General features: G+C 62.0%; 14 protein-coding genes and 1 pseudogene. 7 read left to right on the top strand and 8 right to left on the bottom strand.

What is annotated here, in order from left to right:
- Positions 1-38: 38 nt before the first annotated feature.
- Positions 39-902, top strand: coding sequence for a methyl-accepting chemotaxis protein (locus ACMTA2_RS04810; RefSeq protein ID WP_413795590.1), 864 nt, complete (start codon positions 39-41; stop codon positions 900-902).
- 54 nt (positions 903-956) lie between these two features.
- Here the strand turns inward: ACMTA2_RS04810 and ACMTA2_RS04805 are convergent.
- Positions 957-1,148: pseudogene (locus tag ACMTA2_RS04805) on the bottom strand (PIN domain-containing protein); the annotation flags it as partial.
- 138 nt (positions 1,149-1,286) lie between these two features.
- Here ACMTA2_RS04805 and ACMTA2_RS04800 point away from each other — a divergent pair.
- Genes ACMTA2_RS04800 through ACMTA2_RS04785 form a run of 4 tightly spaced genes read left to right on the top strand, consistent with a single transcriptional unit; the run spans position 1,287 to position 14,990 of the window.
- Positions 1,287-3,842, top strand: coding sequence for a Tc toxin subunit A (locus ACMTA2_RS04800; RefSeq protein ID WP_413793937.1), 2,556 nt, complete (start codon positions 1,287-1,289; stop codon positions 3,840-3,842).
- A 32-nt stretch (positions 3,843-3,874) separates the two neighbouring features.
- Positions 3,875-7,699: a Tc toxin subunit A-related protein gene (locus ACMTA2_RS04795; RefSeq protein WP_413793936.1), complete on the top strand. Its 3,825-nt coding sequence runs from the start codon at positions 3,875-3,877 to the stop codon at positions 7,697-7,699.
- A complete protein-coding gene (locus ACMTA2_RS04790; RefSeq protein WP_413793935.1) occupies positions 7,696-12,183 on the top strand; it encodes a SpvB/TcaC N-terminal domain-containing protein in 4,488 nt (1,495 codons plus the stop codon). Before ACMTA2_RS04795 ends, ACMTA2_RS04790 begins: the two co-directional genes overlap by 4 nt.
- The gene (locus ACMTA2_RS04785) at positions 12,180-14,990 is read left to right on the top strand and encodes an RHS repeat-associated core domain-containing protein (protein ID WP_413793934.1); all 2,811 of its coding nucleotides are present in this window, start codon (positions 12,180-12,182) and stop codon (positions 14,988-14,990) included. Before ACMTA2_RS04790 ends, ACMTA2_RS04785 begins: the two co-directional genes overlap by 4 nt.
- 47 nt (positions 14,991-15,037) lie before the next feature.
- Here the strand turns inward: ACMTA2_RS04785 and ACMTA2_RS04780 are convergent, their stop codons facing one another.
- The 4 genes from ACMTA2_RS04780 to ACMTA2_RS04765 form a co-directional block, all read right to left on the bottom strand.
- On the bottom strand, positions 15,038-15,406 hold the full coding sequence (locus tag ACMTA2_RS04780) for a glyoxalase superfamily protein (protein ID WP_413793933.1): 369 nt from the start codon (positions 15,404-15,406) through the stop codon (positions 15,038-15,040).
- Between the two features lie 124 nt (positions 15,407-15,530).
- Positions 15,531-17,003 (bottom strand): N-acyl-D-amino-acid deacylase family protein, encoded by a 1,473-nt coding sequence (locus tag ACMTA2_RS04775; protein ID WP_413793932.1) that lies wholly within the window; start codon positions 17,001-17,003, stop codon positions 15,531-15,533.
- 1 nt (position 17,004) lies between these two features.
- A complete protein-coding gene (locus ACMTA2_RS04770) occupies positions 17,005-17,865 on the bottom strand; it encodes a MurR/RpiR family transcriptional regulator (RefSeq protein ID WP_413793931.1) in 861 nt (286 codons plus the stop codon).
- 27 nt (positions 17,866-17,892) lie between these two features.
- Complete coding sequence (locus ACMTA2_RS04765; protein ID WP_413793930.1) at positions 17,893-19,242, bottom strand: GntT/GntP/DsdX family permease; 1,350 nt, start codon at positions 19,240-19,242, stop codon at positions 17,893-17,895.
- A gap of 409 nt (positions 19,243-19,651) precedes the next feature.
- On the opposite strand from ACMTA2_RS04765, the gene ACMTA2_RS04760 reads away from it, so the two are divergent.
- Positions 19,652-21,097: a SulP family inorganic anion transporter gene (locus ACMTA2_RS04760; protein ID WP_413793929.1), complete on the top strand. Its 1,446-nt coding sequence runs from the start codon at positions 19,652-19,654 to the stop codon at positions 21,095-21,097.
- 125 nt (positions 21,098-21,222) lie between these two features.
- On the opposite strand, the gene ACMTA2_RS04755 is transcribed toward ACMTA2_RS04760, so the two are convergent.
- Positions 21,223-22,134 carry a LysR substrate-binding domain-containing protein gene (locus ACMTA2_RS04755; protein ID WP_413793928.1) on the bottom strand — a complete coding sequence of 304 codons (912 nt, stop codon included), beginning with the start codon at positions 22,132-22,134 and terminating at the stop codon, positions 21,223-21,225.
- A 77-nt stretch (positions 22,135-22,211) separates the two neighbouring features.
- Entirely contained in the window at positions 22,212-22,802 is a 591-nt protein-coding gene (gene mdaB / locus ACMTA2_RS04750; protein WP_413793927.1) for an NADPH:quinone oxidoreductase MdaB, read from the bottom strand.
- 200 nt (positions 22,803-23,002) lie between these two features.
- Here mdaB and ACMTA2_RS04745 point away from each other — a divergent pair, with 200 nt between their 5' ends.
- Positions 23,003-23,317: a putative quinol monooxygenase gene (locus ACMTA2_RS04745; protein ID WP_413793926.1), complete on the top strand. Its 315-nt coding sequence runs from the start codon at positions 23,003-23,005 to the stop codon at positions 23,315-23,317.
- Here ACMTA2_RS04745 and ACMTA2_RS04740 read toward each other — a convergent pair.
- A complete protein-coding gene (locus ACMTA2_RS04740) occupies positions 23,307-24,071 on the bottom strand; it encodes a sulfite exporter TauE/SafE family protein (protein WP_413793925.1) in 765 nt (254 codons plus the stop codon). The two genes, ACMTA2_RS04745 and ACMTA2_RS04740, sit on opposite strands and share 11 nt — an antisense overlap.
- Positions 24,072-24,173: the final 102 nt, after the last annotated feature.

The following is a 24,173-nucleotide window of genomic DNA, read 5'->3' as shown; positions in this document are numbered from 1 at the left end:
GCGATGAACTGGGCGTGCTGCAACAAGGCATCGCGCGCATGGGCGTGACCCTGCGTGACCTGATCAGCGGCATCCGCGACGGCGTGACCCAGATCGCCAGCGCCGCCGAAGAACTGTCCGCCGTGACCGAGCAGACCAGCGCCGGGGTCAACAGCCAGAAAGTCGAGACCGATCAGGTCGCGACCGCCATGCACGAAATGACCGCCACGGTGCAGGAAGTGGCCCGCAACGCCGAAGAGGCCTCCCAGGCCGCAGCCGCCGCCGACGGCGAAGCCCGTGCCGGTGACAAGGTGGTCAGCGAAGCCATCGCCCAGATCGAACGCCTGGCCAGCGAAGTGGTGCGCTCCACCGACGCTATGACCGTGCTGCAACAGGAAAGCGACAAGATCGGCAGCGTCATGGACGTGATCAAGGCCGTGGCCGAGCAGACCAACCTGCTGGCCCTCAACGCGGCGATCGAAGCGGCACGTGCCGGTGAAGCCGGTCGTGGTTTTGCCGTGGTGGCCGACGAAGTCCGTGGCCTGGCCCAGCGCACGCAGAAATCCACCGAGGAAATCGAAGGCCTGGTGGCCGGCCTGCAGAACGGCACGCAACAAGTGGCTGCCGTGATGAACAACAGCCGCAGCCTCACCGACAGCAGCGTGGCCCTGACCCGCAAGGCCGGTGCCTCGCTGGAAAACATCACCCGCACGGTGTCGAACATCCAGTCGATGAACCAGCAGATCGCCGCTGCCGCCGAACAGCAAAGCGCCGTGGCCGAGGAGATCAGCCGCAGCATCATCAACGTACGCGACGTGTCGGAACAGACCGCCGCCGCCAGCGAAGAAACCGCCGCTTCCAGCGTCGAGCTGGCGCGTCTGGGCAATCAATTGCAGATGATGGTCAGCCACTTCAGGGTTTGATCATGGACAACGCCCGGGTCCGGTGGGACGCGGGCGTTTTGCGCCTGGCATCATTCAAGCGTTCCAGGGATTAATGACTTCAACCCCTGAGAACTCAAAGTCTCGGGTATTGCGAGTTGCAATCAGCGCCCCGTGAGTACGGCAAATAGCGGCAATCTGCGCATCAGCCATGCCGGCCGTCCTCCCCTTGGCCTCGCATGACGCAACGAGGATCGCGTACTCAACCGCCCCGTCCGCCCCCAGGGGCCACCGGTAATCAGAAACCTCCCCACGCATCGCCCTTTCGTACACATCTTCCCCTGCTGTCCTACCGTTTTTTTCTGCGCGCTCCTGTACGGTTTTCTCCGAAACGCACATTCCGTTCGAACAGGAGACAGACCCCACATGGACGTTAGCAACGACTCGCTGTTGCACCGGCTCGTCGCCTTCCCTGCCGGCAACGACACTGCAAAAACCAATTTCAGAACAGCTCTGAAAGGCATGGGTATGGCGTCGGTATTCGACATCGTGCGCATGGACAAAGCGCAGTTCGCCCTCGAACTCGCCAAGCACAGCGACGCGGATGCAGGACGGGTGTACGACAGCGCTGTGAGTTATGCCGGACAAATCAGCCGACTGTATCAGGAGCACCGCGTATCACCCAGGAAGGACACCCAGCCAGTTTTCCAACACAGCCTGGATTCGGATTCAACGCCAACGTCCGTCGGTTATCAGGCACTCTTCGAAGAAAATTGGGATCAGTTCTGCGACGAAGGCGACATCGCCGCCATCGACTCACCCGTGGCGTATCTGCGAGCCCTGTATCTGTTCGCCCGGCAATTGGAGCAACTACCAGCCCCTGTACAAGCTGCCAGGATCACCCTGGAGGAGCGACGCTCGGACCTCGGCAAGCTGATGCTCGATCGACAGAGCGCCTTCGCCACGCGTCCGATGCTCGACATCATCAACGACACCCTGCGCAGCAACATCGCGGCGCACCTGGCCAGTACCGGCAGGAACGAGACCGTCCAGCAGGTGCTGGCCAGCGAACACTACCCCTTCTCGCTGCCCTACGACCTGCACCATCACCAGTGTCTGCTCGGGCTGGGCGCAGGCAAACCCGCGCTGGGCGAGCTGAACTATCGGATCAGCCTGCAATTACCATTTTCACGAGGCCCCTCGACGTACGGGCGCGTCATGACGTCTCATCTCGATGCCCAAAAGCTGTTGTCCGGACTCAGCCCGGAACAACAGAACCTGCTGCTCGCGCCAAGCGCTTCAAGCGCCAGGCCTGACGCCCTGAAGAAAAGCTATGGCACCCAGGACATCACACGCCTGGGTCAGCTCGATTTTTTCCAGGAATGCACCGGGCTGACGACGGACCAGGTGGAACAACTCTTGGCGCAAGGCCGCTACAGCCCTCGCAGCTCGATCAACAGCCCGGACGCCACGCAGAGCGTTTATGGCGCCAGCTACATCAACGGGCCGGAAAGTACTCCCGCCCTGCGCATCAAAAACCAAGGGGCATCGCGCATCTTCATGCACTATTGCGATGAACGTTTCGACCGTCTCCAGCGCATGATCCGCTTGCATCACTGGACCGGTATCCCCGTGGCCGAACTGGACACACTGATCATCAATGCCCTGCGATCCGAGGGGCGCGACACGCTCAGTGCCAACACGTTGCGAACCCTTGGCGTCTACCGGTACCTGAACCAACGTCACGGCATCGAGCCTGAAGAATTTGCTTCTTTGCTGCACGACATGCCGGTTGAAGCCTGCGGGGAACGAGTCCCATTGTTCGATCAGGTGTTCAATCGCACTCGCTTGCTTGAAAACCCCGTGTGGCAATACCCCAAGAAGCGACTGGCCGTCACCGACCTGCAAACCTTCAGCTACTTGAGTGCCGGCCTCGGGCTGCCCATGACCCAGGACGCGTTGCTATTGCTTGCGCAACAGAGCGAACAATACCTGCCGGGGTTGGAACACGACCTGCCCACAGTTTCATCCCTCTACCGCCAGGCCCGCATCGCCCGGATGCTGGGCCTATCGCCGCGGGAGTGCACCGAGCTGGCCCGACTATTGGGAGGAGACGATTACGGAAAAGCGCTGGTGACCGGGCGACTGTCTCCCCTGGCATCCTCAACACCCGACATTCTCGATGTGCTGATGGCCTTGGATTGGGCCGCCGACTGGCTCAGGCAAAACGGGCTCGATGTGCTGCAGTGGTGTCGTCTGTTCGCTGAACCAGAAGCGGGCTTGCCGCTGAACCAGAACCTGGAACAACGCCTGGCGAAACTTCGAGCGGACACCAACGCCGAGCACGACCCTCAGCACCTGATTGAAACCCTGCTGCATGACATGGCCGACCTTTCCAGCGAGTTCGTTCCCCACGTAATGCAAATGGCCGACATCGATGCCGGAACGCTCGTGGCGGCCATCAAGGCTGCCCCAGGCATCATGCCGCAGGCGCTGGCAAAAGTACTTCGCACCGCCGAGGCTTGCCAGCATCTGCACCTGGGCAGTAGCACGCTGAAAGCCTTGATGGAAAACCCGACATGGCTGGCCTCGAACACTTCCAGAGCCCTCACGCCCCAGACGCTGTATCTGCTCGAGCGCTTCAGCCATTGCGCCCGTCATCAGGCGCGGTCGGAAGAAAACCTGCTGCACTACCTGCAAGTGGCCAATCAGGAAGGACCGCACCTGGAAAAGGAAGCCAATCGTCTGCTTGCCAGCGTCCTGGACTGGAACACCGAGGAGGTCAGCAGCTTGACGGCGCAACTCCCATCAAAACGTGCCAAGACAATGGAAGCCGTGGATTGGGTCATGCGTTGCCAGGCTTGCTGCGTGAGTACGGGGCTGTCGGCAGGCCTGCTGCTCAAGGCAAGCGCACTGACGGCCCAAAGCCCTATGGCGGACTGGAAGGTCGTCGGTGAAGCACTGATCGCTGGCTGCCATTGACCTGCGCAGCCACTTACATTCAAGGATTGAATATGACCGTTGCCATCAAGAAGCAGCTGGACGAAAGCCTGCGCGACGCACTATTGGCGCTTTACTTGAACAAGGTCGCACCCGCTCAGGCCGCGACGAAAGACCGGGGGCTCAAGACATCTCAGGACCTCTACGAATACTGGCTGCTCGATGTGCTGGTCAGCCATGATGTGCCCACCACACCTGTGGCCTGCGCGATTGCCAGCCTTCAGCAGTACATCAACCGCATCCTGATGAACCTGGAACCAGGTTACGAGCCGGCAAGCATCCCCGCCGAGTACCGGCAAACCTGGCGCGACGAGATGCATCGGTACCCCACCTGGGCGCCCCATCAAAAGCTGCTCTGTTTCCCCGCCGTTTATCTGGATCCGGGGCTGAGGGCTGACAAGAGCGATAACTTCCGGCAGCTGGAAAGCGCCCTGAGCCAGAACCAGATCCAAACCGACGCGGTTCAATCGGCAATCCTGGCTTACCTGAGCCGCTTCGAAGAAATTGCCAACCTGAACATCCTCAACGGTTACATCGATGGCAGGGACTTTGCCAACAGTACTTGGTACTTCATTGCCAAATCCCGCTCGGAAAACACCTACTTCTGGCGTTCACTGAACATGGCGCAACGCCCACTGGATGGCACGCACCCGTCACCGCCAGCCCAAGCCCCCAAGCAGGACCAGCCGGATCCACACGCTTGGTCGGACTGGGAAAAAGCCGATGTGCCGATTCCCGAGAGCGCCGCCGAACAGACGATCCGACCAGTCTGGTTCAACAATCGTCTGTTCGTTGTGTGGGCGGAGTGCATACATCAGGATCCCGCAGCCTCGAACCGCGCCTCTCAGGACGCCAGTACAGCTGCGCCGGGGGCTAACCGCCCGTTATTACGCTTGAGCTATTGCTTCAAGAAACACGATGGCAGTTGGAGTACGCCGCGGGTCGGCTTGCAAGGCTATTGCGAGGATGAGGTGCTGGGCAGCAAGGACGTGAATGCGATCACACCATTGTTGTGTACGGTTGCCGAATATCACGTCACTACGCGCCACGCGTTGCTCTTCCTAGCGCTGGGCGCCAAAACCGATTCAAAGCCTGCTTACGCCGACAACTGCAAATTTCTTAAAACGGCTTGCATCGATGAACACCTCGCTGTCGTGCCTTATTTATCAGCCACTCCACCGATAAATCCGGAAATCGATATCAAGGATCTCGACGACGATTACCGCAAACTGCTCTTCGACGCCAATGAACGACGTATTCAAACCGGTCGTGGGGTTGGTTTACCGGATAGCCATACCAACCTGAAACTGGGAGCCTTCCTCCCCTTGCCGTTGCTGGTAGACATTCGCCGCATGGCTCCGACTATTCTCGAAGAGACGGTAAACGGCCGGCGCCTTGCTCAAATCATCAGCTTTAGCGACTCTGCTATGCATTACAGCGAACACAAAAAACAATCGCGCCAACCCATCCGATTGAACACTGTATTCGCCGCCGAACTGATCCGGCGCACCGGAAACAGCCTCGATGAGCTGTTCGACTGGGTCACACAACACCTGCCGGAGCCCGCCGTGCCCGGAGACCCAACCAACCGGATGGATTTCCATGGGCCTTATGGCCGTTACTTCACCGAGCTGTTCCTCTATGTGCCCTGGCTGGTCGCCCAGCGACTGAACGACGAACATCAATACGAGGAAGCGGAACGCTGGCTGCGCTATGTCTTCGACCCGGGTCGCAAGGGCGATGAGCGTTGGAGGAGCGTGCCTTTGCTCGATAACAGCACGCCTGCCTACGCCAACCGGGAACCCCATGATCCGCATCAGATCGCTCGCAGTCATCCGGTGCACTTTCGCAAGGCGCTGTACTTCCTGTACCTGGACATCCTGATCAACCGAGGCGATGCCGCGTATCGCGCAATGACGCCTGACGGTCTCAGCGAGGCGAAACTATGGTATGTGCGCGTGCTCGATCTGCTGGGCCCACGCCCGCAGGTACAACCGCTCGATCATTGGATACCCATCAGTCTCCAGGCCTTGAGCGAAACACCCAGCAGTAACCTGCGCAACTTCGAGCACTCAGTGATCCGCTTGACCGGCAATCAAGCCCTGAACCTGAGCGAAGGCAATCCGCGATTGTCCGTGCCGGCCATCGATAGCCCGCATTTCCGTTTGCCGTTCAACCCGCAACTGCTCAAGCGCTGGGAGGTGGCTGAAAGTCGCCTGTACAACCTGCGACATAACCTCGACTTGGCCGGCAAGCCATTGCACTTGCCGATCATCGCGGCGCCGCTGGATCCGCGCGCCCTCTCCAGCGCCAGTGCCCTGAGTCTCTCGGACAGCCCGTCGACAGGCCTGCCGAGCGTCACCATTGCCCACTACCGCTTCACCGTCATGCACAGCCATGCCCAGAACGCCGTGGAAAGCCTCAGCCAATTCGGCACCCTGCTGCTGTCGCTGATCGAGCGCAAGGAACAGGCCCAGTTGCAGGAACTGCAACAACAGCAAGTCTGGGACCTGGCAAAAATCTCCGTCGACCTGCAACGCCAGGCCTTGATCATCGACCAGCGCAATCGCCAGGCGCTACAGGCCAGCAAGGCGATTGTCCAGCGCCGGATCAATCACTACCAGCAATTGCTGGACAACGGTCTCAGTGGCGCCGAGACCCAGGCCTGCCAGTTGTATTTGAAAAGCGGTGCCTCCGAGCTCTCGGCATCGGACGCCCAGGTCACGGCTGGCGGCCTGATGATGGTTCCGAACATCTTTGGTTTCAGCAATGGCGGCATTCGCTGGGAAGGTGCCATGCACGCGGCTACCGCTCTCGCCCAAGGAGCCGCCATCGACGATCGTACGGCGGCGGCTCATCTCGATCGCACGGCACAGTTCAATCGTCGCGGGGAGGAATGGACCCTGATTCGTGACCAGGCACAACTCGAACTGGCCCAGATCGACGCACAACTGGCGCAATTCACCGAGCAGGAAACCGCCACTCGCCTGCAACTGCGCCTGGCCGAATCGACCCTGGGCCAAGCCAGGGCCAACTACGACTTTCTCAGCAAGCGCTTTACCAAGGCACAGCTGTACCAATGGCTGAACGGCCAATTTGCCGCGCTCTATCGTCAGGCCTACGACACCACGCTCTCGCTGTGCCTGGCGGCCGAAGCCTGTTGGCAGTATGAGATCGCCGATTTCGATGTGCGCTTCATTCAACCTGGCGCCTGGCACTCGACCTATCGCGGGCTTGGCGCTGGCGAGTTGCTGAAAATGAACCTGTTAAAGATGCACGCCGAGTACCTGCAACGTCACGGCCGGGAGCTGGAGATCCGCAAGACAATATCGTTGCGACAACTCAAGGGCAAAACCGCTGCCAGCACCCTCAACAAGGCGTGGGCGCAGTTGCACGCCGATTTGAAGCAGGGCGGATGCGAGTTCGAGCTGACCCATCAATTGTTCGAAGACGACTACGAGGGCCAACAACATTACTTGCGGCGCATCAAAACCATCAGCGTGACCTTGCCCACCGTCGTCGGTCCATACGAGAACATCAGGGCCACGCTGACCCAGACCGCCAGCACGGTGTTCCTGTCGCCAGGGGATCAAGGCCACGCCATGGAGAGCCGACGCGCCAACCAGCAGATCGCCCTTTCCACGGGGGTCGACGACAACGGCCTGTTCACCCTGAGCTTCAACGATGACCGCTACCTGCCGTTCGAATACACAGGCGCCATTTCCAAGTGGCAGTTGACCTTCCCGAACCCCGAGGCACAAAAAGACCTGCTGGCGTCACTGACCGACGTCATCGTGCAGGTGAGCTATACCGCCAGGGTCGGTGGAGGTGCGCAATGAATGGACACGCCCCGTTGCCTGTCACCGCACCGTCCCTGCCCAAGGGGGGCGGCGCCATTCAAAGCATCGGCAAAGGATGGAGCCCTGTCGGCGCCCATGGCACGGCCTCCTATGAGATTGCCCTGCCCATTTCGCCAGGGCGCGGCTTTGCGCCGCCCTTGACCCTGACCTATGTCAGCTCGCTCGGCAACGGTGTATTCGGCATCGGCTGGGGGCTGTCATTGCCCAGCGTGGCGCGACGCACCCGCAAAGGTGTACCGGCGTACACCGAGGAGGACGAGATCGTCGGCCCCACCGGAGTGGCGTGGCTACCCGAGCGCGATTCACAAGACGTCATCGCCACCACCCCCATCGACCACTACGACGATCTGGACCTGGGTACGCGCTACACCGTCACCCGATACTTCCCCAGGGTCGAAAACCACTTCGACCGGATTGAACATTGGTCCTCCCAAGGCGATGAGGCCGGTTTCTGGCGGGTGCACGGTGCCGATGGCAGCCTTCATCTGTTTGGCAAGACCCCGACAGCTCGTCGCGCCGATCCCCAGGATACGCGCCGCGTCGGCGAATGGCTGCTGGAGGAGAGCCTGAACGCCCACGGCGAGCACATCCTTTACCAATACAAGACCGACACCACGGCCCAACGCTATTTGAGCCAGGTCTGCTATGGCAACTTCAAGGCCGGTGCACACCTTTACGCGTGGACAGCGGATCGGCTCGCGAACGTGCAATGGCACTTCGAACTGGTGTTCGACTACGGCGAACGGACCACCGCCCACACAGGAAAACCATCGTATGAGGGCCAGCAGTGGCCAACCCGGGACGATGCATTTTCCAGCTTCGCCTACGGTTTTGAAGTGCGCACCGAACGGCTGTGTCGCCAGGTCCTGATGTTTCACCGTTTTCCCGACGAGTTGGGCACGGCGCCCGTTCTGGTGCGGCGTCTGCTGCTGGAGTATCGCCAGACGGCCCTGGGTTACCCGCTCTTGAGCGCCGCCCATGACCAGGCGTTCGGCGAAGGTGATACCGCCGAAAGCCGTCCGCCCGTCGAGTTCAGCTACAGCGTCTTCCAGCTTGCACCTGAGCCCCTCGCCTGGCGGCGTTTCCCGGACATGCCGGGGCTCAACGACGGGCACGCCTATCAACTGGTGGACTTGTACGGCGAAGGCCTGCCGGGGGTGCTCCATCGAACCGACAACGGCTGGCACTACCGCGAACCCGTGCGGGCCCGGGCCAAAGGCAATGACGTGGCCTACGGCCCGTGGCGAACGCTCCCCAATATCCCGCTGGCCGACACGGCAACAGCGGTGCATCAGGCCCTGACTGACCTCACGGGTGACGGTCGTCTGGACTGGCTCGTCGCCTGGCCGCAAGTGAGCGGCTTTTTCTCCCTCGATGCCGAGCGAAGCTGGTCGGGCTTCGCCACGTTCAATGCACTTGCGCCAGAGTTTTTCAGCCCACAAGGGCAGTTGGCCGACCTGATGGGCGGCGGGCTCGGCGATCTGGCGGTGATCGGCCCGCGCAGCGTTCGCTTGTACGCCAACCAGAGAGAACATGGTTTTTCGCCCCCCTTGGACGTCCTTCGCGAGGTGCATGAAGACACCCTGCCCCTGTTCAGTGCCTCAGTGGGTGAACTGGTGGCCTTCAGCGATGTGCTGGGCAGCGGCCAGCAGCATCTGGTGCGTATTCGCCATAACGAAGTGAAGTGCTGGCCCAACCTGGGCCGTGGGCGTTTCGGCAATGGCAGGGTGCTGGACTTCCCTGGGCTGGCCTACGACCGCTTCGACGCCTCGCGCATCCGCCTGGCGGACCTGGACGGCTCCGGCGCTGTCGACCTGATCTATCTGCAAGCGGAGCGGGCACTGATTTTCATGAACCGTTGCGGCCAGGGTTTCGCCCCCGCGGTTGCCCTGCCCTGGCCGGAAGGCCTGCGCTACGACCCTTTGTGCCAGGTGAGCATCGCCGACCTGCAAGGGCTCGGTTGTTCCAGCCTGATCCTGAGCGCGCCACACATGACGCCCCGACATTGGCGCTACGACTTCGTCAGCGCAAAACCGTATCTGCTCACCGGTACCAACAACAACATGGGCGCCGCCCAGCGCATCAGATACCGCAGTTCGGCGCAGGAGTGGCTGGATGAAAAACTGCAACGGATGACAGCCGACAAGCCCCTCACCTGTCGCTTGCCCCTGGCCCTGCACCTGGTTTGCGCTCAGACCCAAATGGACGAAACGACCGGCAATCGACTGACCCAGGCGTTCGCCTATCGGCAAGGTTTTTACGACGGCATCGAACGTGAATTCCGTGGCTTCGGTCTGTTGCTGCAAACCGACACCGAAGCGAGCCCGGACGACACTGAAGCGCAGGCCGTCACCGCCACGTGCCTGAAAAAAACCTGGTTTCACACCGGGCGCAGGGTGAATCTGCCACGCAATGGCTACAGCCGGGCAGACAAGGAAGCCGTGCCCCTGGGCAAGACCTTGCTGTGCCACTATTTACCTGAGTTGCAGGAGGATCGGATCATTGCCCCGCCAGACCCGACGACCGAACTGGAAATGTCCCGCGCGCTGTGTGGCCGTGTGCTGCGAAGCGAGGTCTTCGGCATCGACCGACGGCTGAAAACCGCCCACCTGTATTCGGTCGAGGAAAACCGTTACGGGCTGCGTCTGCTGCAAGCGCCCGACAGCGTTCGCCGACAGGCCCGAATGTTGCCCCTGCTGTTGGAGTCCATCCGCTATCAGTACGAAGGCATGGTCGATGACCCGCAATGCCAGCATACCCTGAACCTGCAACACGACCTGTACGGCGCGCTGACCCACAGCGTAGACATCCATTACGCCCGACGGAAAACCGCCCACGATACGCCACCGTTCAGCGACATCGACCAGCAACAGTGGTGGCGCGATGCGCATGACCCGGCGCAGCAGCGCTACCACCTGAACGAAACCCGTGCCGAGTTCATCCACCTGCAGACGCCCTGGCAATGGCGACTCAGGCTGCCTTATCGCCAGCGCACCCAGGCGCTGCAACGACCCAAGGCCCCTGAAGACGGGGGGCTCGCCCCACGGGACCTGACTTTCGAAGCGCTCAGCGAACTCACGAAACAAACAGCCTGGAAAACCCAAGGCGTGCTGACCGGTTTGTCCGTGCAGCGCTACCGAGACGCGTCGAACACAGCGACCCTGCCGGATGGCGTCGCGGATTTCCAGGCCTTGGTTGATCATCTGGAACGTGCCGAGCTGGATGAAACCGCCCTGGGCGCTTTCCAATTACTGCCACAGGACAGCCGCCCCAAAGGCAAACGGCTGGAGAGAATGGGCTATCACCCCATGAGCGATTTTCTTCTCGATACCCTGCCGGCGAAAAAACTCTGGTCAGTCAAAAGCGCGTTCGCGACCTACGCGCCGCTGGAGGGCTTCTACAGAATCAGGACCGTACAACCGAGCAAAAGCCACGGCGTGACCGAGATCGGCCATGACCCGTACGCTTGTTTTGTCACCACCTTCACACTGCCCGACGGCTGTACCACCCAGGCGCGCTACGATTACCGCTCACTCCAGCCCCGGCGCATCACAGACCCCAACGGCAACGTACAAGAAGGCCTGTTCGATGCTTTCGGCCAGGAACGGGCCACTGCTTTTTATGGTGACGAGCACAACCTGCGCGTGGGTTTCAAACCGCTCGCGCAGTTCAAACAGCCCTTGATCAACAGCCCGGCAGAGGCGATCCGTCAGGGGAAGGCCGCTCTGCAGGATGCCGCCACGGCCAGCTATTACGCACCCTTCAGTTGGATGGGTTGCGTATCGGCGGCCGCCTTGGCGGACACCGACTGGCTGGCGCGTTGCGTGGCCAAGGGTGACCTGCTTCCCAGTGGGTTTATCCGCGCCTCGGCCCGCGCCAGGCTGTCGGCTCTGCAAGCATTCTCAGCCGATGACCTGAAGCTGAAAAACGAGCTCGATGCCTCTACGCGGGAACCCGTGCACCTCGCGGTGCTGGTCGCCGATCGTTATCCCGATGACGAGCAGCCACACATCCGTATCGCCCTCACCTGCTTCGATGGTTTCGGGCGAACGCTGCAAAGCAAGCAGCGGGTCGAGCCGGGCATGGCCTACGTGATCGACGCCAAAGGCGACCTGACGTTGACGAATGGAAGGCCACGGCAGCAGGTCGCCGCCGTGCGCTGGCGTGTCAGCGAACGGGTGGAATACAACAGCAAGGGACTGGCGGTACGCATCTATCGTCCTTATTTCGCCGACCGGCACAGCCACATCAACGATGAGTCCCTGCGCCAGTGCGGACATTTCGACCAACACTTCTATGACCCACTCGGACGCCCCACCCATGTGCTACTCGCCAGGCAAGATGGCCTCGCCTATATGCGCCGTCATACACGTCATCCCTGGTACACCGTGGACGAAGACGAAAATGACACGCTGCAAGAAGTCCAGTCCGAACACGCCGCCACGGCAGGAGGTGGCGCATGAACGCTCGCCTTCATCACAAGACGCCTACGATCAACGCCTTCGACGGCCGCGGCCTGCCCGTGCGGCAAATCGCTTACCACCGGCGCGACGCCGAGGAACCCTCCCAGGCGCGCATCGCCCAGCAAGACTACGACGCGGCGGGTCGACAGGTGGCGCAACGTGATCCCCGGCTGTTTGCCAGGGCGACGGGCGGGTCGAACCGACGGACTGTCTACAGTTTGTCCGGCAAGACGCTGTTGCTCGACAGTATCGATGCCGGATGGCGCCTCTACCTGCCTGGCGAGGCCGGGCAGGTATCGCACTGCTGGGATCAGCGAGGCACCTATTGGCGGACCACCTACGACACGCAACTGCGCATGACCGCCGTCCACGAACAAGGGGCAGGCGACGTACCCCGCAGGGTCGAATGCCTTCACTACGGCGACAATTCGCCGCAATCCGCAGCGCATAATCGGTGCGGTGCGCTGATCCGCCACGACGACAGCGCCGGCACCCTGTTGATCCATGACTATGGGCTTTGCGCCAAACCTCTCAGCCAGACCCGGCATCTGCTGGCCGCCACCGAACGACCAGACTGGCCAGCGGAAGAGAAAGACCGCGACCGCTTGCTGGAACCGGGCGACGGCTACACCACGAACTGGCGTTACGATGCCCTCGCCGAACCCGTCCAGCAGACCGATGCTGCCCAGCACCGGCAACGCTACTCGTTCGATGTCGCGGGTCAGCTCAAGTCCGTGGGCTTGCGGATAAGAAACACGACGGCCGAAAAAATCATCGTGAGCGATATCGTCTATAACGCGTCCGGCCAGATCGAGTCCCAGACGGCCGGCAACGGTATCGTCAGTCGCGCCGAGTACGATCCGGCCAACGGCAGACTGACCGCCCTGCGCGCGTCGCGGGCTGCCAGTACTTTGCAGGATCTGCGCTACACCTACGACCCGGTGGGTAACGTAACGCGCCTCGAAGACAAAGCCCAACCGGTGCGCTTCGGCAGTAACCAACGGGTCGAAGCCGCCAGCACATTCACCTACGACAGCCTTTATCAATTGATCAGCGCGACGGGCCGCGAGGCCGCCGGATCGACCCTCCCCCCGGACCTCCCAGTCCTTGGCAAAGCACCCATCGACCCCGAGCAGTTGTTCAACTTCACCGAACACTACGCGTACGACGCCGGCGGCAACCTGACTCAATTGCGCCATCGTCGCGACGGCAATCACTATACCCGGACACTGAATGTGGCCGCCGCGAGCAATCGCCTGCGCGCCTGGAACAAAGGCCACTCCACGCCCGACCAGGCAGTGGACTTCGATGCCAACGGTAACCTGCAGGCGCTGGCCCCGGGCCAGGCGCTGACCTGGAACCTGCGCAATCAGCTCGACAGTGTGGTGTTGGTGCGGCGTGAAAACGGCCCCGACGACATCGAGCGTTATCGCTACGACAGTGGCGGCCAACGCATACGCAAGATCCAGACAAGCCAGGGCGCAACGAGGGTCCACCGCCGGGAAGTCCGCTATCTGCCGGGCCTCGAAATTCGCACGCGGGATAACGAACGCCTGGAGGTCATTACCCTGCAAGCCGGCCGCTGTCACGTGCGTTACCTGCACTGGACCGAAGGCCGACCGCTCGGTATCACCGCCGACCAGATACGTTATGGCCTTGGCGACCACTTGGGCTCCAGCTCACTGGAGCTTGACGATCAGGGCGGCCTGATCAGCCAGGAAAGCTACCTGCCCTACGGTGGAACCGCTTGGCAGGCCTGCCGCTCGGCCGTGGAAGCCGACTACCGGACCCTTCGTTATTCCGGCAAGGAACGTGATGCCAGCGGCCTGTATGACTACGGGCAGCGGTACTACGCGCCGTGGTTGCAACGCTGGATCAGCCCCGACCCGGCGGGGGTGGTCGATGGGTTGAACCTGTATTGCATGGTGGGGAACAACCCCCTCAGGTTCGTCGACCGCCAGGGCTGGGTGAAGGAAGATGTCATCCAATGGATGAAAGCTGATGGCCACGCCCGTTCCCTGACGATGATGCAGGCGCCACCGGCAAGACAGGCCGACAAACGTGCCGGACCTCATCGAGAAGCCTCTCCAGACCCCGACGCCAGCCCCGGCTTCAGCAAGACCAAACGCAAGGACTTGGTGGTTCATTCCTATGGCTTGGTCGTGGATCGCAACGGCGACAACGATGTGGGCCTCAACGAGTACTACAATCTCACCGGGCCCAAAGCCGGCCCGGCGGCGTACCGTGGCGTGGACAAGCAGTATGACGGCAGCGCCAGGAGCGGGAGGTTCTACCTGGATTTCGGAAGCTACAGGATCGGCAATACCCATGAATACCTGGCCGACCTGGCCGAGCGATACAGCGCTACGAAAAACGATCCGATCCATCGACTCGAACTGGACCCCGATGCGCTAAAGCGCGAGCCGACGCTGAGCAGGACCGTCGAGGACCTCCATGAACTCCAGCCGCCCACCCGGAACCTCATCGCCACGCACATCGAGAAAGCCGGCGGCATCATTCCCATACGCACCGGGGGGCCAGGGGCCCATGGAGAAGTCCGTGTGCTCAACTCGATCGTTGCGCTTTATCCGGGTCAAGTTGAAAGGGTGCTCTCGGATACGCAACTGTTCACCGAAAAATTGACCGGCGTGACCCAACCGAAACCGTTCATCGCCTGTTTCAATTGCAGCGGTATCATCCCCGACAGCGTCCATATCAAGACGGGGCGCCACCCTAGGGACTATGAGGCGTACAACAACCATGTCCTGGCAATCAATCGTGCTCCGCGCGCTGGCCTCGGGTCCTGACAGGACCTGGCCGGTTCCTGTCTGTAGGACCCGAGCAGCAGCGCACCTCAGACAGTGATCGCATTGGTGAACACCAACCGGTTCCCAAACGGATCGACCACCGTCATGTCCTGGCTGCCCCAGGGCATGGCCTGGATCTGTGGGTGAGCGTAGCGATACGCCTTGTCCTGCAATTGCAGTTGGAACGCTTCCAGCTCATCCGTCTCGATCCGCAGGGCCGAGCCCGGCGTGCAATCGCCATGGTGCTCACTCAGGTGCAACACGCAGTCGCCACGGGAGACCTGCAAGTACAACGGGAAGTTTTCACCGAAGCGATGTTGCCAGTCGACGGCAAAGCCCAGGAAGTCGACATAGAACGCCAACGCCTTGGTTTCATCGAAGATCCGCAGGATCGGGGTGGTTTTACCGAAGCTCATGGGTTGCTCCCTGGCTGAAAAGACCCAGTGTAGGTGGGTTGACCTTAGTGCTTCGGCCTTGGTCCCGGCTTCTTTAGTGTCGTAGTGCCATTATTGTGACGCCAATTAATACAATGTCAGCCGCTTATCCGCCACTCGATGGGCTGAACCCCTGACTCAGATCGCCTTCACGCGCCAGGAACCGCCCGGCCCGACGCCCGTTTGCCTGCCTTTCGCGATAACTCAGCACACCGTTGACCCACACACCATCAATCCCTTCGGCGGCCCGTTGAGGCGCGTTGAAATCGGCCACGTCGCGAATGGTGGGTGGATCGAACAACACCAGGTCGGCCCAATGGCCTTCACGGATTTCACCACGCCCTTGCAAGCCGAAACGGGCCGCGGAAAGACCGGTCATCTTGTGCACGGCGGTGTGCAGCGGAAACAGCCCGATGTCACGACTGAAATGTCCCAGTACCCGTGGGAAAGCGCCCCACAAGCGTGGATGGGGAAACGGGTCTTCGGGCAAACCGTCAGAACCGACCATGGACAACGGATGGGCGAGGATCCGTCGTACATCGCCCTCATCCATGCCGTAGTACACCGCGCCAGCCGGTTGCAGGCGCCGCGCCGCTTCCAACAGCGACACCTCCCATTGGCTGGCGATGTCGGCAAGGTCGCGTCCGCCCATGGACGGGTGCGGTGTCGACCAAGTGATCGTGATGCGATGGGCATCGGTCACTTGCTTGAGGTCCAGGGTCGAGGAACTGGCCGCATAGGGATAACAGTCACAACCCACCGGGTGGGTTTTCGCCGCGTTCTCCAGCGCCGCGAGCACCTGCGGGCTTCGGCCCCAATTACCGGCGCCCGCACATTTGAGGTGGGAAATGATCACCGGGCTTCGGGCGTGCCGACCAATCTGGAAGGCTTCGTCCATGGCCTCGAGCACCGGCTCGAACTCGCTGCGCAGGTGGGTGGTGTAGACGGCGCCGAACGCCGCCAACTCCTCGCTCAGTTGCATGACCTCATCGGTGGACGCCGAAAACGCGTTGGCATAGGCCAGCCCGGTGGACAAGCCCAACGCACCGGCCTCCAGGCTTTCACGCAGTTGGTGGCGCATGGCGCTGATTTCTTCGGCACTGGCACTGCGCAACAAATCGTCCAGGTGGTTGCTGCGCAACGCGGTGTGGCCCACCAATGCGGCGACGTTGACCGCAGGCGCGGCCGTCTCCAGCGCCGCACGATAATCCGCAAAGCGGGGGTAGACGAACGCCTGGGCCGTGCCCAGCAGGTTCATCGGGTCCGGCGGATCGCCTCGCAGGCTCACCGGTGAAGCGCTGATGCCGCAGTTACCAACGATGACCGTGGTCACACCCTGGCTGAGCTTGGGCAACATCTGTGGTTGGCGAATGACCACCGTGTCGTCGTGCGTGTGCACATCGATGAACCCCGGCGCCAGCACGCGGCCGGCGGCGTCGATGTCGTCCACCGCCTGGGCATCGCGCAGCTCGCCGATGCGTTCGATGCGCCCGCCACGGATGGCCACGTCTGCGTGATAGCCGGGAGTGTCGCGGCCGTCGATGACCAGCGCGTTGCGGATGAGCGTGTCGTACTGCATGTCAGTCTCCCAACGGCAAGTCATCGTCGCCGCCACGGTAGTCGTCCAGCGCGAGCTTGACTCGCCGCAGGCGCTCTTGATTGTCTTCGGGATGAACCAGCGCCAGCTCGGTGGCGAGCACGTCGATGGCCAGCAGCATGCCGTAGCGTGCCGCCGTGGGTTTGTAGATGAACGAGGTTTCGGCGCCCTGCAGGGGCAGCACGCAGTCGGCCAGTTGGGCCAGTGGCGAGTCGACGCGGGTGATGGCCAGGATCGCCGCGCCGTAGCTGCGGGCCAACTCAACCGCACTCAACAGCTCCGGCGTGATACCAGTCAGTGAGCAGGCGATGACCAGATGCTGCTCGCTCAGCGACGTGGCGGTGATGCGCATCATCACCGGGTCGCGGCAGGCGGCAATCGGGTAGCCAAAACGCACCAGCCGTACTTGCAACTCCTCGCCGCACAGCGCCGACCAGCCACCGAGCCCGAACGCATGAATCATCCGCGCCTTGCCGATCATCCGCACGGCATCGCCGAACCGCGGCTCTTCAAACCCCGACAGATGCTGGCGCAGGGTCGCTTCGATATCGCCGACGATCTGCCCATAAAACGCCGACTGCTCCGGCGCGCCGGCCGGGTCGAGAAAACGGCTGCCAACCCCGCTGGCCTGGGCCAGTTGCAGGCGCAGGTCCCGTAGGTCGCGACAACCGACGGTACGGGCGAAGCGCGACAGGGTGGCACTGCTGACGTCCGCCCGCCGGGCCAGTTCATCGAGGCTGGCGGAGGCGGCAAAGCCGACATCTTCGAGCATCAGCCGGGCGATTCTCCCTTCGCCGGCGCTGAAGGAATCCTGTCGGGAGCGGATCTGGTAGAGGATGTCCATGACGGCTCCTGTTGGGGTGCGTTGCGCTCAAAGCAAGCGTGAAAGCCCGAAGGTCAGGGCGAACGCAACCAGGGAAATCAATGTTTCGAGCACGGTCCAGGTCTTGAACGTTTGCGTGACGGTCATATTGAAGTATTCCTTGATCAGCCAGAAGCCGCCGTCGTTGACGTGGGAAAAGATAACCGACCCGGCACCGGTCGCCAGCACCAGCAACTCGGGGTGGGGATACCCCATGCCAATCGCCACAGGCGCGACGATGCCCGAGGCCGTGGTCATCGCCACCGTGGCCGATCCCGTGGCGACGCGCATCAGTGCGGCGAACAGCCACCCCATGACCAGCGGCGACAACTGGAATGCCTGGGCCAGGCCGACGATTTGCTGGGTGACCCCGGCGTCCACCAGGATCCGGTTCAAACCACCGCCGGCGCCCACCAGCAAGGTAATACTCGCCGTTGGCGCCAGGCATTCGTTGGTGAATTTGAGGATCGACTCACGGTTGAAGCCCTGGGCCAGGCCGAGGGTCCAGAAGCTGAGAATGGTCGCCAACAGCAAAGCAATCACCGAGTTGCCGATGAACAGCAGGAACTGGTTGAAACCACTGCCCGGCGTGGAGATCAGGTTGGCCCAGCCACCGATCAGCATCAGGATCACCGGCAAGAGAATGGTCCCCAGGGTCACGCCGAACCCCGGCAGCTTGGCCCGCGGCTCACGGTCGAGGAATTGTCGCTCCAGCGGGTTTTCCGCCGGCAGCTGGATGCGCGGCACGATGAACTTGGCGTACAGCGGACCGGCGATGATCGCGGTGGGAATGCCAATCAGGATCGCGTACAGCAAGGTCTGTCCCACGGAGGCCTGGAACGCCTGCACCGCCAGCATCGCCGCCGGATGCGGCGGCACCAGCGCATGGACCACCGACAGCCCGGCGACCATCGGCAGCCCCACCATCAGGATCGACACGCCCACGCGCCGGGCGATGGTGAAGGCGATGGGCACCAGCAGCACAAAACCGACTTCGAAGAACAGCGGCAACCCCACCAGGAAAGCAATGCACACCATTGCCCAGTGGGCGTTGCGCTCGCCGAAGCGTTCGATCAGCGTCTGCGCCATCCGCTCGGCCCCGCCGGACTCGGCCATCATCTTGCCGAGCATCGTGCCCAGGGCCACCACCAGCGCAATGTGCCCCAACGTCTTGCCGACACCCGCCTCGTACGCCCCCACCACACCCGACGGCGGCATCCCGGCCAGCAATGCCAGACCAATGGAGACCAGGGTAATCACGATGAATGGATTGAGCCGGTAGCGGGCGATCAGGACGATCAGCGCAATGATGGCGATGGCCGCGTAGACCAGTAACCAGTATCCGAAAGCAGATGCCATGCGGTACTCCTTGAGAAGGGTCACGTCTATGAGTCGTGAAACTCATAAATCATTTCGGCGACGAATCTTCAAACCAACCGAAAGTAATTTTCGCCCACAGGCAAGACATGTCGCTGACGGACATCGCGATGCAGCCGCTATGAAAGTCCGGCGCAGGACTTTCATGCAGAACCGTTCTCTTGTGGCGAGGGGATTGATCCCCGTTGGTCGCGCAGCAGCCCTAAAGCACCAGGCTCAATCTGGTTGGTACACCGAGTCGCCTGGTTTGGGGCCGCTTCGCAGCCCAACGGGGATCAATCCCCTCGCCACGGACGGCTGGCCGCCCCGCCCTCAATTCCGTACTATTCGCACCTGTTTTTGCACCACTCCCCGGCAGCCGACGCTCCTCCGGCGCCCAGTCAGGTAAATCATGAAATCAGCACGTCTTCGCGCCGACGCCCTCGCCGGCCTCACCACCTCTTTCGCCTTGCTCCCCGAGTGCATCGCCTTCGCCCTGGTGGCCCATCTCAACCCGCTGATGGGGCTGTACGGCGCATTCATCCTCTGCACCCTGACCGCGTTGTTCGGCGGTCGACCGGGGATGGTGTCGGGCGCGGCGGGGTCGATGGCCGTGGTGATCGTCGCGCTGGTGGTGCAGCACGGCGTCCAGTACCTGTTGGCGACCGTGCTACTGGGCGGGCTGATCATGCTGGCGTTCGGGCTGTTGCGGCTGGGCAAGCTGGTGCGCATGGTGCCGCACCCGGTGATGCTCGGTTTCGTCAACGGCCTGGCGATCGTCATTGCGCTGGCCCAGTTGGAACACTTCAAGAATGGCGAGGCCTGGCTGAGCGGCCCGCCGCTGTACCTGATGGCCAGCCTGGTGGCGCTGACCATGGCCATCGTCTACCTGCTGCCACGCCTGACCCGCAGCGTGCCGCCGGCGCTGGTGGCCATCCTCGGCGTGGGCCTGGCGGTCGAGCTGCTCGGCCTGCCGACCCGGACACTGGGCGACATGGCCCACATCGCGGGCGGCTTGCCGACCTTGGCCCTGCCGGACATCCCCTGGACCCTGGAGACTCTGCAGATCGTCGCGCCCTATGCAGTGATCATGGCAATGGTCGGTTTGCTGGAAACCTTGCTGACCCTGAACCTGACGGATGAAATCACCGAGAGCCGCGGTTATCCGGACCGTGAATGCGTAGCGTTGGGCGCGGCCAACATGGCCTCCGGGTTGCTGGGGGGCATGGGCGGTTGCGCCATGATCGGCCAGACGATGATCAACCTCAGTTCGGGCGGACGCGGACGGCTATCGGGCGTGGTGGCCGGGGTGATGGTGTTGCTGTTCGTGTTGTTCCTGTCGCCGCTGATCGAGCGCATACCGCTGGCGGCGCTGGTGGGCGTGATGTTCGTGGTGTCCCAGCAGACGTTTGCCTGGGCCTCGTTGCGGGTGGTCAACAAAGTGCCGGCGAACGATGTGCTGGTGATCATCGCGGTGACGGTCATCACGGTGTTCACCGACCTGGCCGTCGCCGTGCTGTGCGGGATCATCATCGCAGCGCTCAACTTCGCCTGGCAACAGGCCCGGGAGCTGTACGCCGACACCCACGAGGAAGCCGACGGCAGCAAGCTTTATCGCCTGCACGGCACACTGTTCTTCGCCTCGTCGACGCCGTTCCTCAACCAGTTCGACCCGGCCAACGATCCGGCCCTGGTGACCCTCGATTGCCGTCACTTGCGCTTCGTCGACTACTCGGCCGTCGCCGCGCTCAAGACCCTGCGCGAGCGCTACAGCAAAGCTGGCAAGCACCTGCGCGTGTTTCACCTGTCCGAGCGCTGCAAGCAAATGCTCAAGCGCGCGGGCGTGCAGCACGACTGAGTTTCAGGCTTCCAGCAACATCTTGTGGGGGGCTTGCTCCCACAGAGGCCGAGGTGTTGCAGATCACCGCCGAGGTCACGCCTTGCTTGGCGGCCTCCACCCTTCCCTTGCCTTGAAGTCACGCATCAGCCCTTGAATTCCCGCGAGGCGTATTCGGCAAGCTTGCCTTGGATGAAGTCCAGGAAGCACTGGATCCGCAAGGCCAGTTGCGAGTTGCGGTAGTACACGGCATTGATCGGCTGGCGATACCCGCTGTTGGCATCGGCCAGCAGCACCATCAACCTGCCGGCCTGGATGTCTTCGCGGGTCATGAAGTCCGACAGGCAGGCAATGCCCTGCCCTTGCAGCGCCAAGTGGCGCACGGTCTCGCCGCTGGACGCGCTGATGGCGGGCTGGATCGGCCAGCGATCACCGTGTACGTGGCGCAACGGCCACTGGTTGAGGCCCTCGTTCTGAGCAAACCCCAGCAACGCGTGGTCCGCCAGTTCGGCGACGCTTGTGGGCGTCCCGTGTTGCTGTAAATAGACCGGGCTGGCCAGGATGTGCAACGGGCTGCAGCCCAGGGCGCGAGCGTGGAGTGTCGAGTCGGTCAGGGTGCCGATGCGGATGGCGATGTCGGTGCTTTGCTCCAGCAGGTCGATGATCAGGTCGTTGCTGTTGAGTTCGAGCTGGATGTCCGGGTAGAGCCGGCGGAATTCTTCGATGTGCGGGACGATGGCATGCAGCATGAACGGCGAGGCCGCGTTGATCCGCAGCCGCCCCGCAGGATGCTTCTGGCGGGACGACAGGCGCTCTTCCAGTTCATCCATCTGGTCGAGGATGCCTTTGGCCTGCTCGAAGAAATACTTGCCCTCCTCGGTCAGGTCCATGCGCCGCGTCGTACGGTTGATCAGCGTGGTGCCGAGTTTGGCCTCCAGCCGCGACAGCGTGCGGCTGACCGCCGACGGCGTCTGCCCGACCTGCTCGGCGGCGGCGGAGATGGATCCGCACTCGATCACGCAGACGAAAATCTGCAACTCGTCGGATCTGGCTTTCACGGTGTTCTCTCATGAAATGCACGCGCCATGTGACGACGGTGCATCATTGCTTTCAGGTAGTCCCGATAGTAGCCGGATTACCGCGAAAGGCCGAACACCTCGCGCAAATGCTGTTCATACCGCGCCACGTCAGCCTCAATGTTCGGGCGCTTCATCACGTCCACGCACAGGAAGGTCGGCAGGCCGGTCATGCCGAGGAACTGATTGGCCTTGTGAAACGGGAAGTACACAGCGTCCACGCCCTTGGCTTCGAAAAAGTCGGTCGGGTCGTCGAAGGCTTGCTGCGGGGCGTTCCAGGTCAGGGACAACATGTACTGCTTGCCCTGGATCAGGCCGCCGCTGCCGTATTTCTGCGAGGCATCGGAACGGGTCCGACCGTCGCTGGCATAGAGGCTGCCATGACCTTCGGTGAAGACTTCATCGATGTATTTCTTCACGGTCCATGGTGCGCCCATCCACCAGCCGGGCATCTGGTAAATGATCACGTCGGCCCAGAGGAACTTGGCCACTTCCTCCTTGATGTCGTAACCGCCGTCGATGAAGGTGGTTTTCACGTCAAAACCACCACGGTCCAACACGCTGAGCGCCGCGTCGTGGAGGGTGGTGTTGTAGCGACCGTCGGAGTGGGCGAATTGTTTACCGCCATTGAGCAACAGGATTTTTTTCATGGGGAGCCTCATCGAGTTCCACGTGGGCCGTTGACTGGCCGCGGCATGGAAAGGTTGAAAACGATGGCGGCAGCGTACCGACGAGCTTCGTGCGGAATAAGCCCCGCAACGGCAAAATTGATTTGACCTATACGCACGAATCAGCGATCGATTATTGCCTTAAGATCCGGCATCTCTTTTTATTTCAGGAGCCATCTCCGATGAGCGAACTGCACGGTTTCATCCTGCATGCCAAGACCCGTCCGGAAAAAGCCGAGGCTTTCGAAGCACTGTTCCGCGCCTACGTCGAACCAAGCCGCGCCGAGCCCGGCTGCATCGAATACCACATGCTGCGGGACCAGCAGGATCCGACGCTGTTTATCTTCTACGAGGTCTGGGCCTCCCAGGCGCATCTGGACGTGCACTCGAACCTGCCGCACATGAAGCAATTCTTCGCGCAACGCATGGATTATCTGGAGCGTGACTTCGACATCCGCCGCGTCGACATGCTCAGTCCGTCCTCGGCTAGTCGCTGATCAGCAGATGGCCGCCGAGCACAGCGAGGCCAACGAAGAACACACGCTTGAACAACACGGCGCTGATCCGTTGGCGCAGCCATTGCCCCAGCCACATGCCCAGCAGCGCCGGCAGCAGCACCAGCAATGAAGCGCTCATTTCACCCACGCCCAGGGCGCCGCGCCAGAACAGGCCGGCGGCCAGGGCCAGGGTCGAGACCGTGAATGACAGGCCCAGGGCCTGCACCAGTTCATCCTTGCCCAGGCCCAAGGCTTGCAGATAAGGCACCGCCGGAATCACGAACACCCCGGTGGCGGACGTGATGACGCCGGTGATGACGCCGCACAGCGGGCCCAGCCACGGTTCGACGCCAGCGCCCACCCGCCACGTGGGCAGCAAGAGCCCGCCCAGCGCATACAGCAACAAGGCCCCGCCCAAGGCACGAACCACCCAGGCCCCGCCCGTCATGCCGATCCACAGCGTACCGAGCCCGGTGCCCAGGCATATCGCCAGGAGCAACGGCCACAACCGCCGGATCAACGCTTGCAGGTGCCCGCCAAACGCCAGTTGCCAGACGTTGGTCAGGGTCGCCGGAATGATCAACAGCGCCGCAGCCTGCGTCGGCGCCATAGCCAGCCCGAGCAACCCCATGGACAGGGTCGGCAAGCCGAGGCCGATGACGCCCTTGAGGGTGCCGGCCAGCAGGAAGGTGCCGATAACCAGCAGGGAAAGGGCCAGACCGAGGTTTTGATAGAAAGCGATGAGTGTGTTCATGGGGCCATGGTGCACCCCGGGGGGCAGGTTTTAAATCTGCCATATACTGAGGGTGCCTCTCTTCCCGCAAGAGGCTGAAACCTTGTGGGGGTGCTACTGGCG

It is taken from the genome of Pseudomonas medicaginis (assembly GCF_965119365.1).
GTDB lineage: Bacteria > Pseudomonadota > Gammaproteobacteria > Pseudomonadales > Pseudomonadaceae > Aquipseudomonas.
Note: the sequence above shows the minus strand (reverse complement) of the source record. Positions and strands in the feature narration are given on the sequence as shown.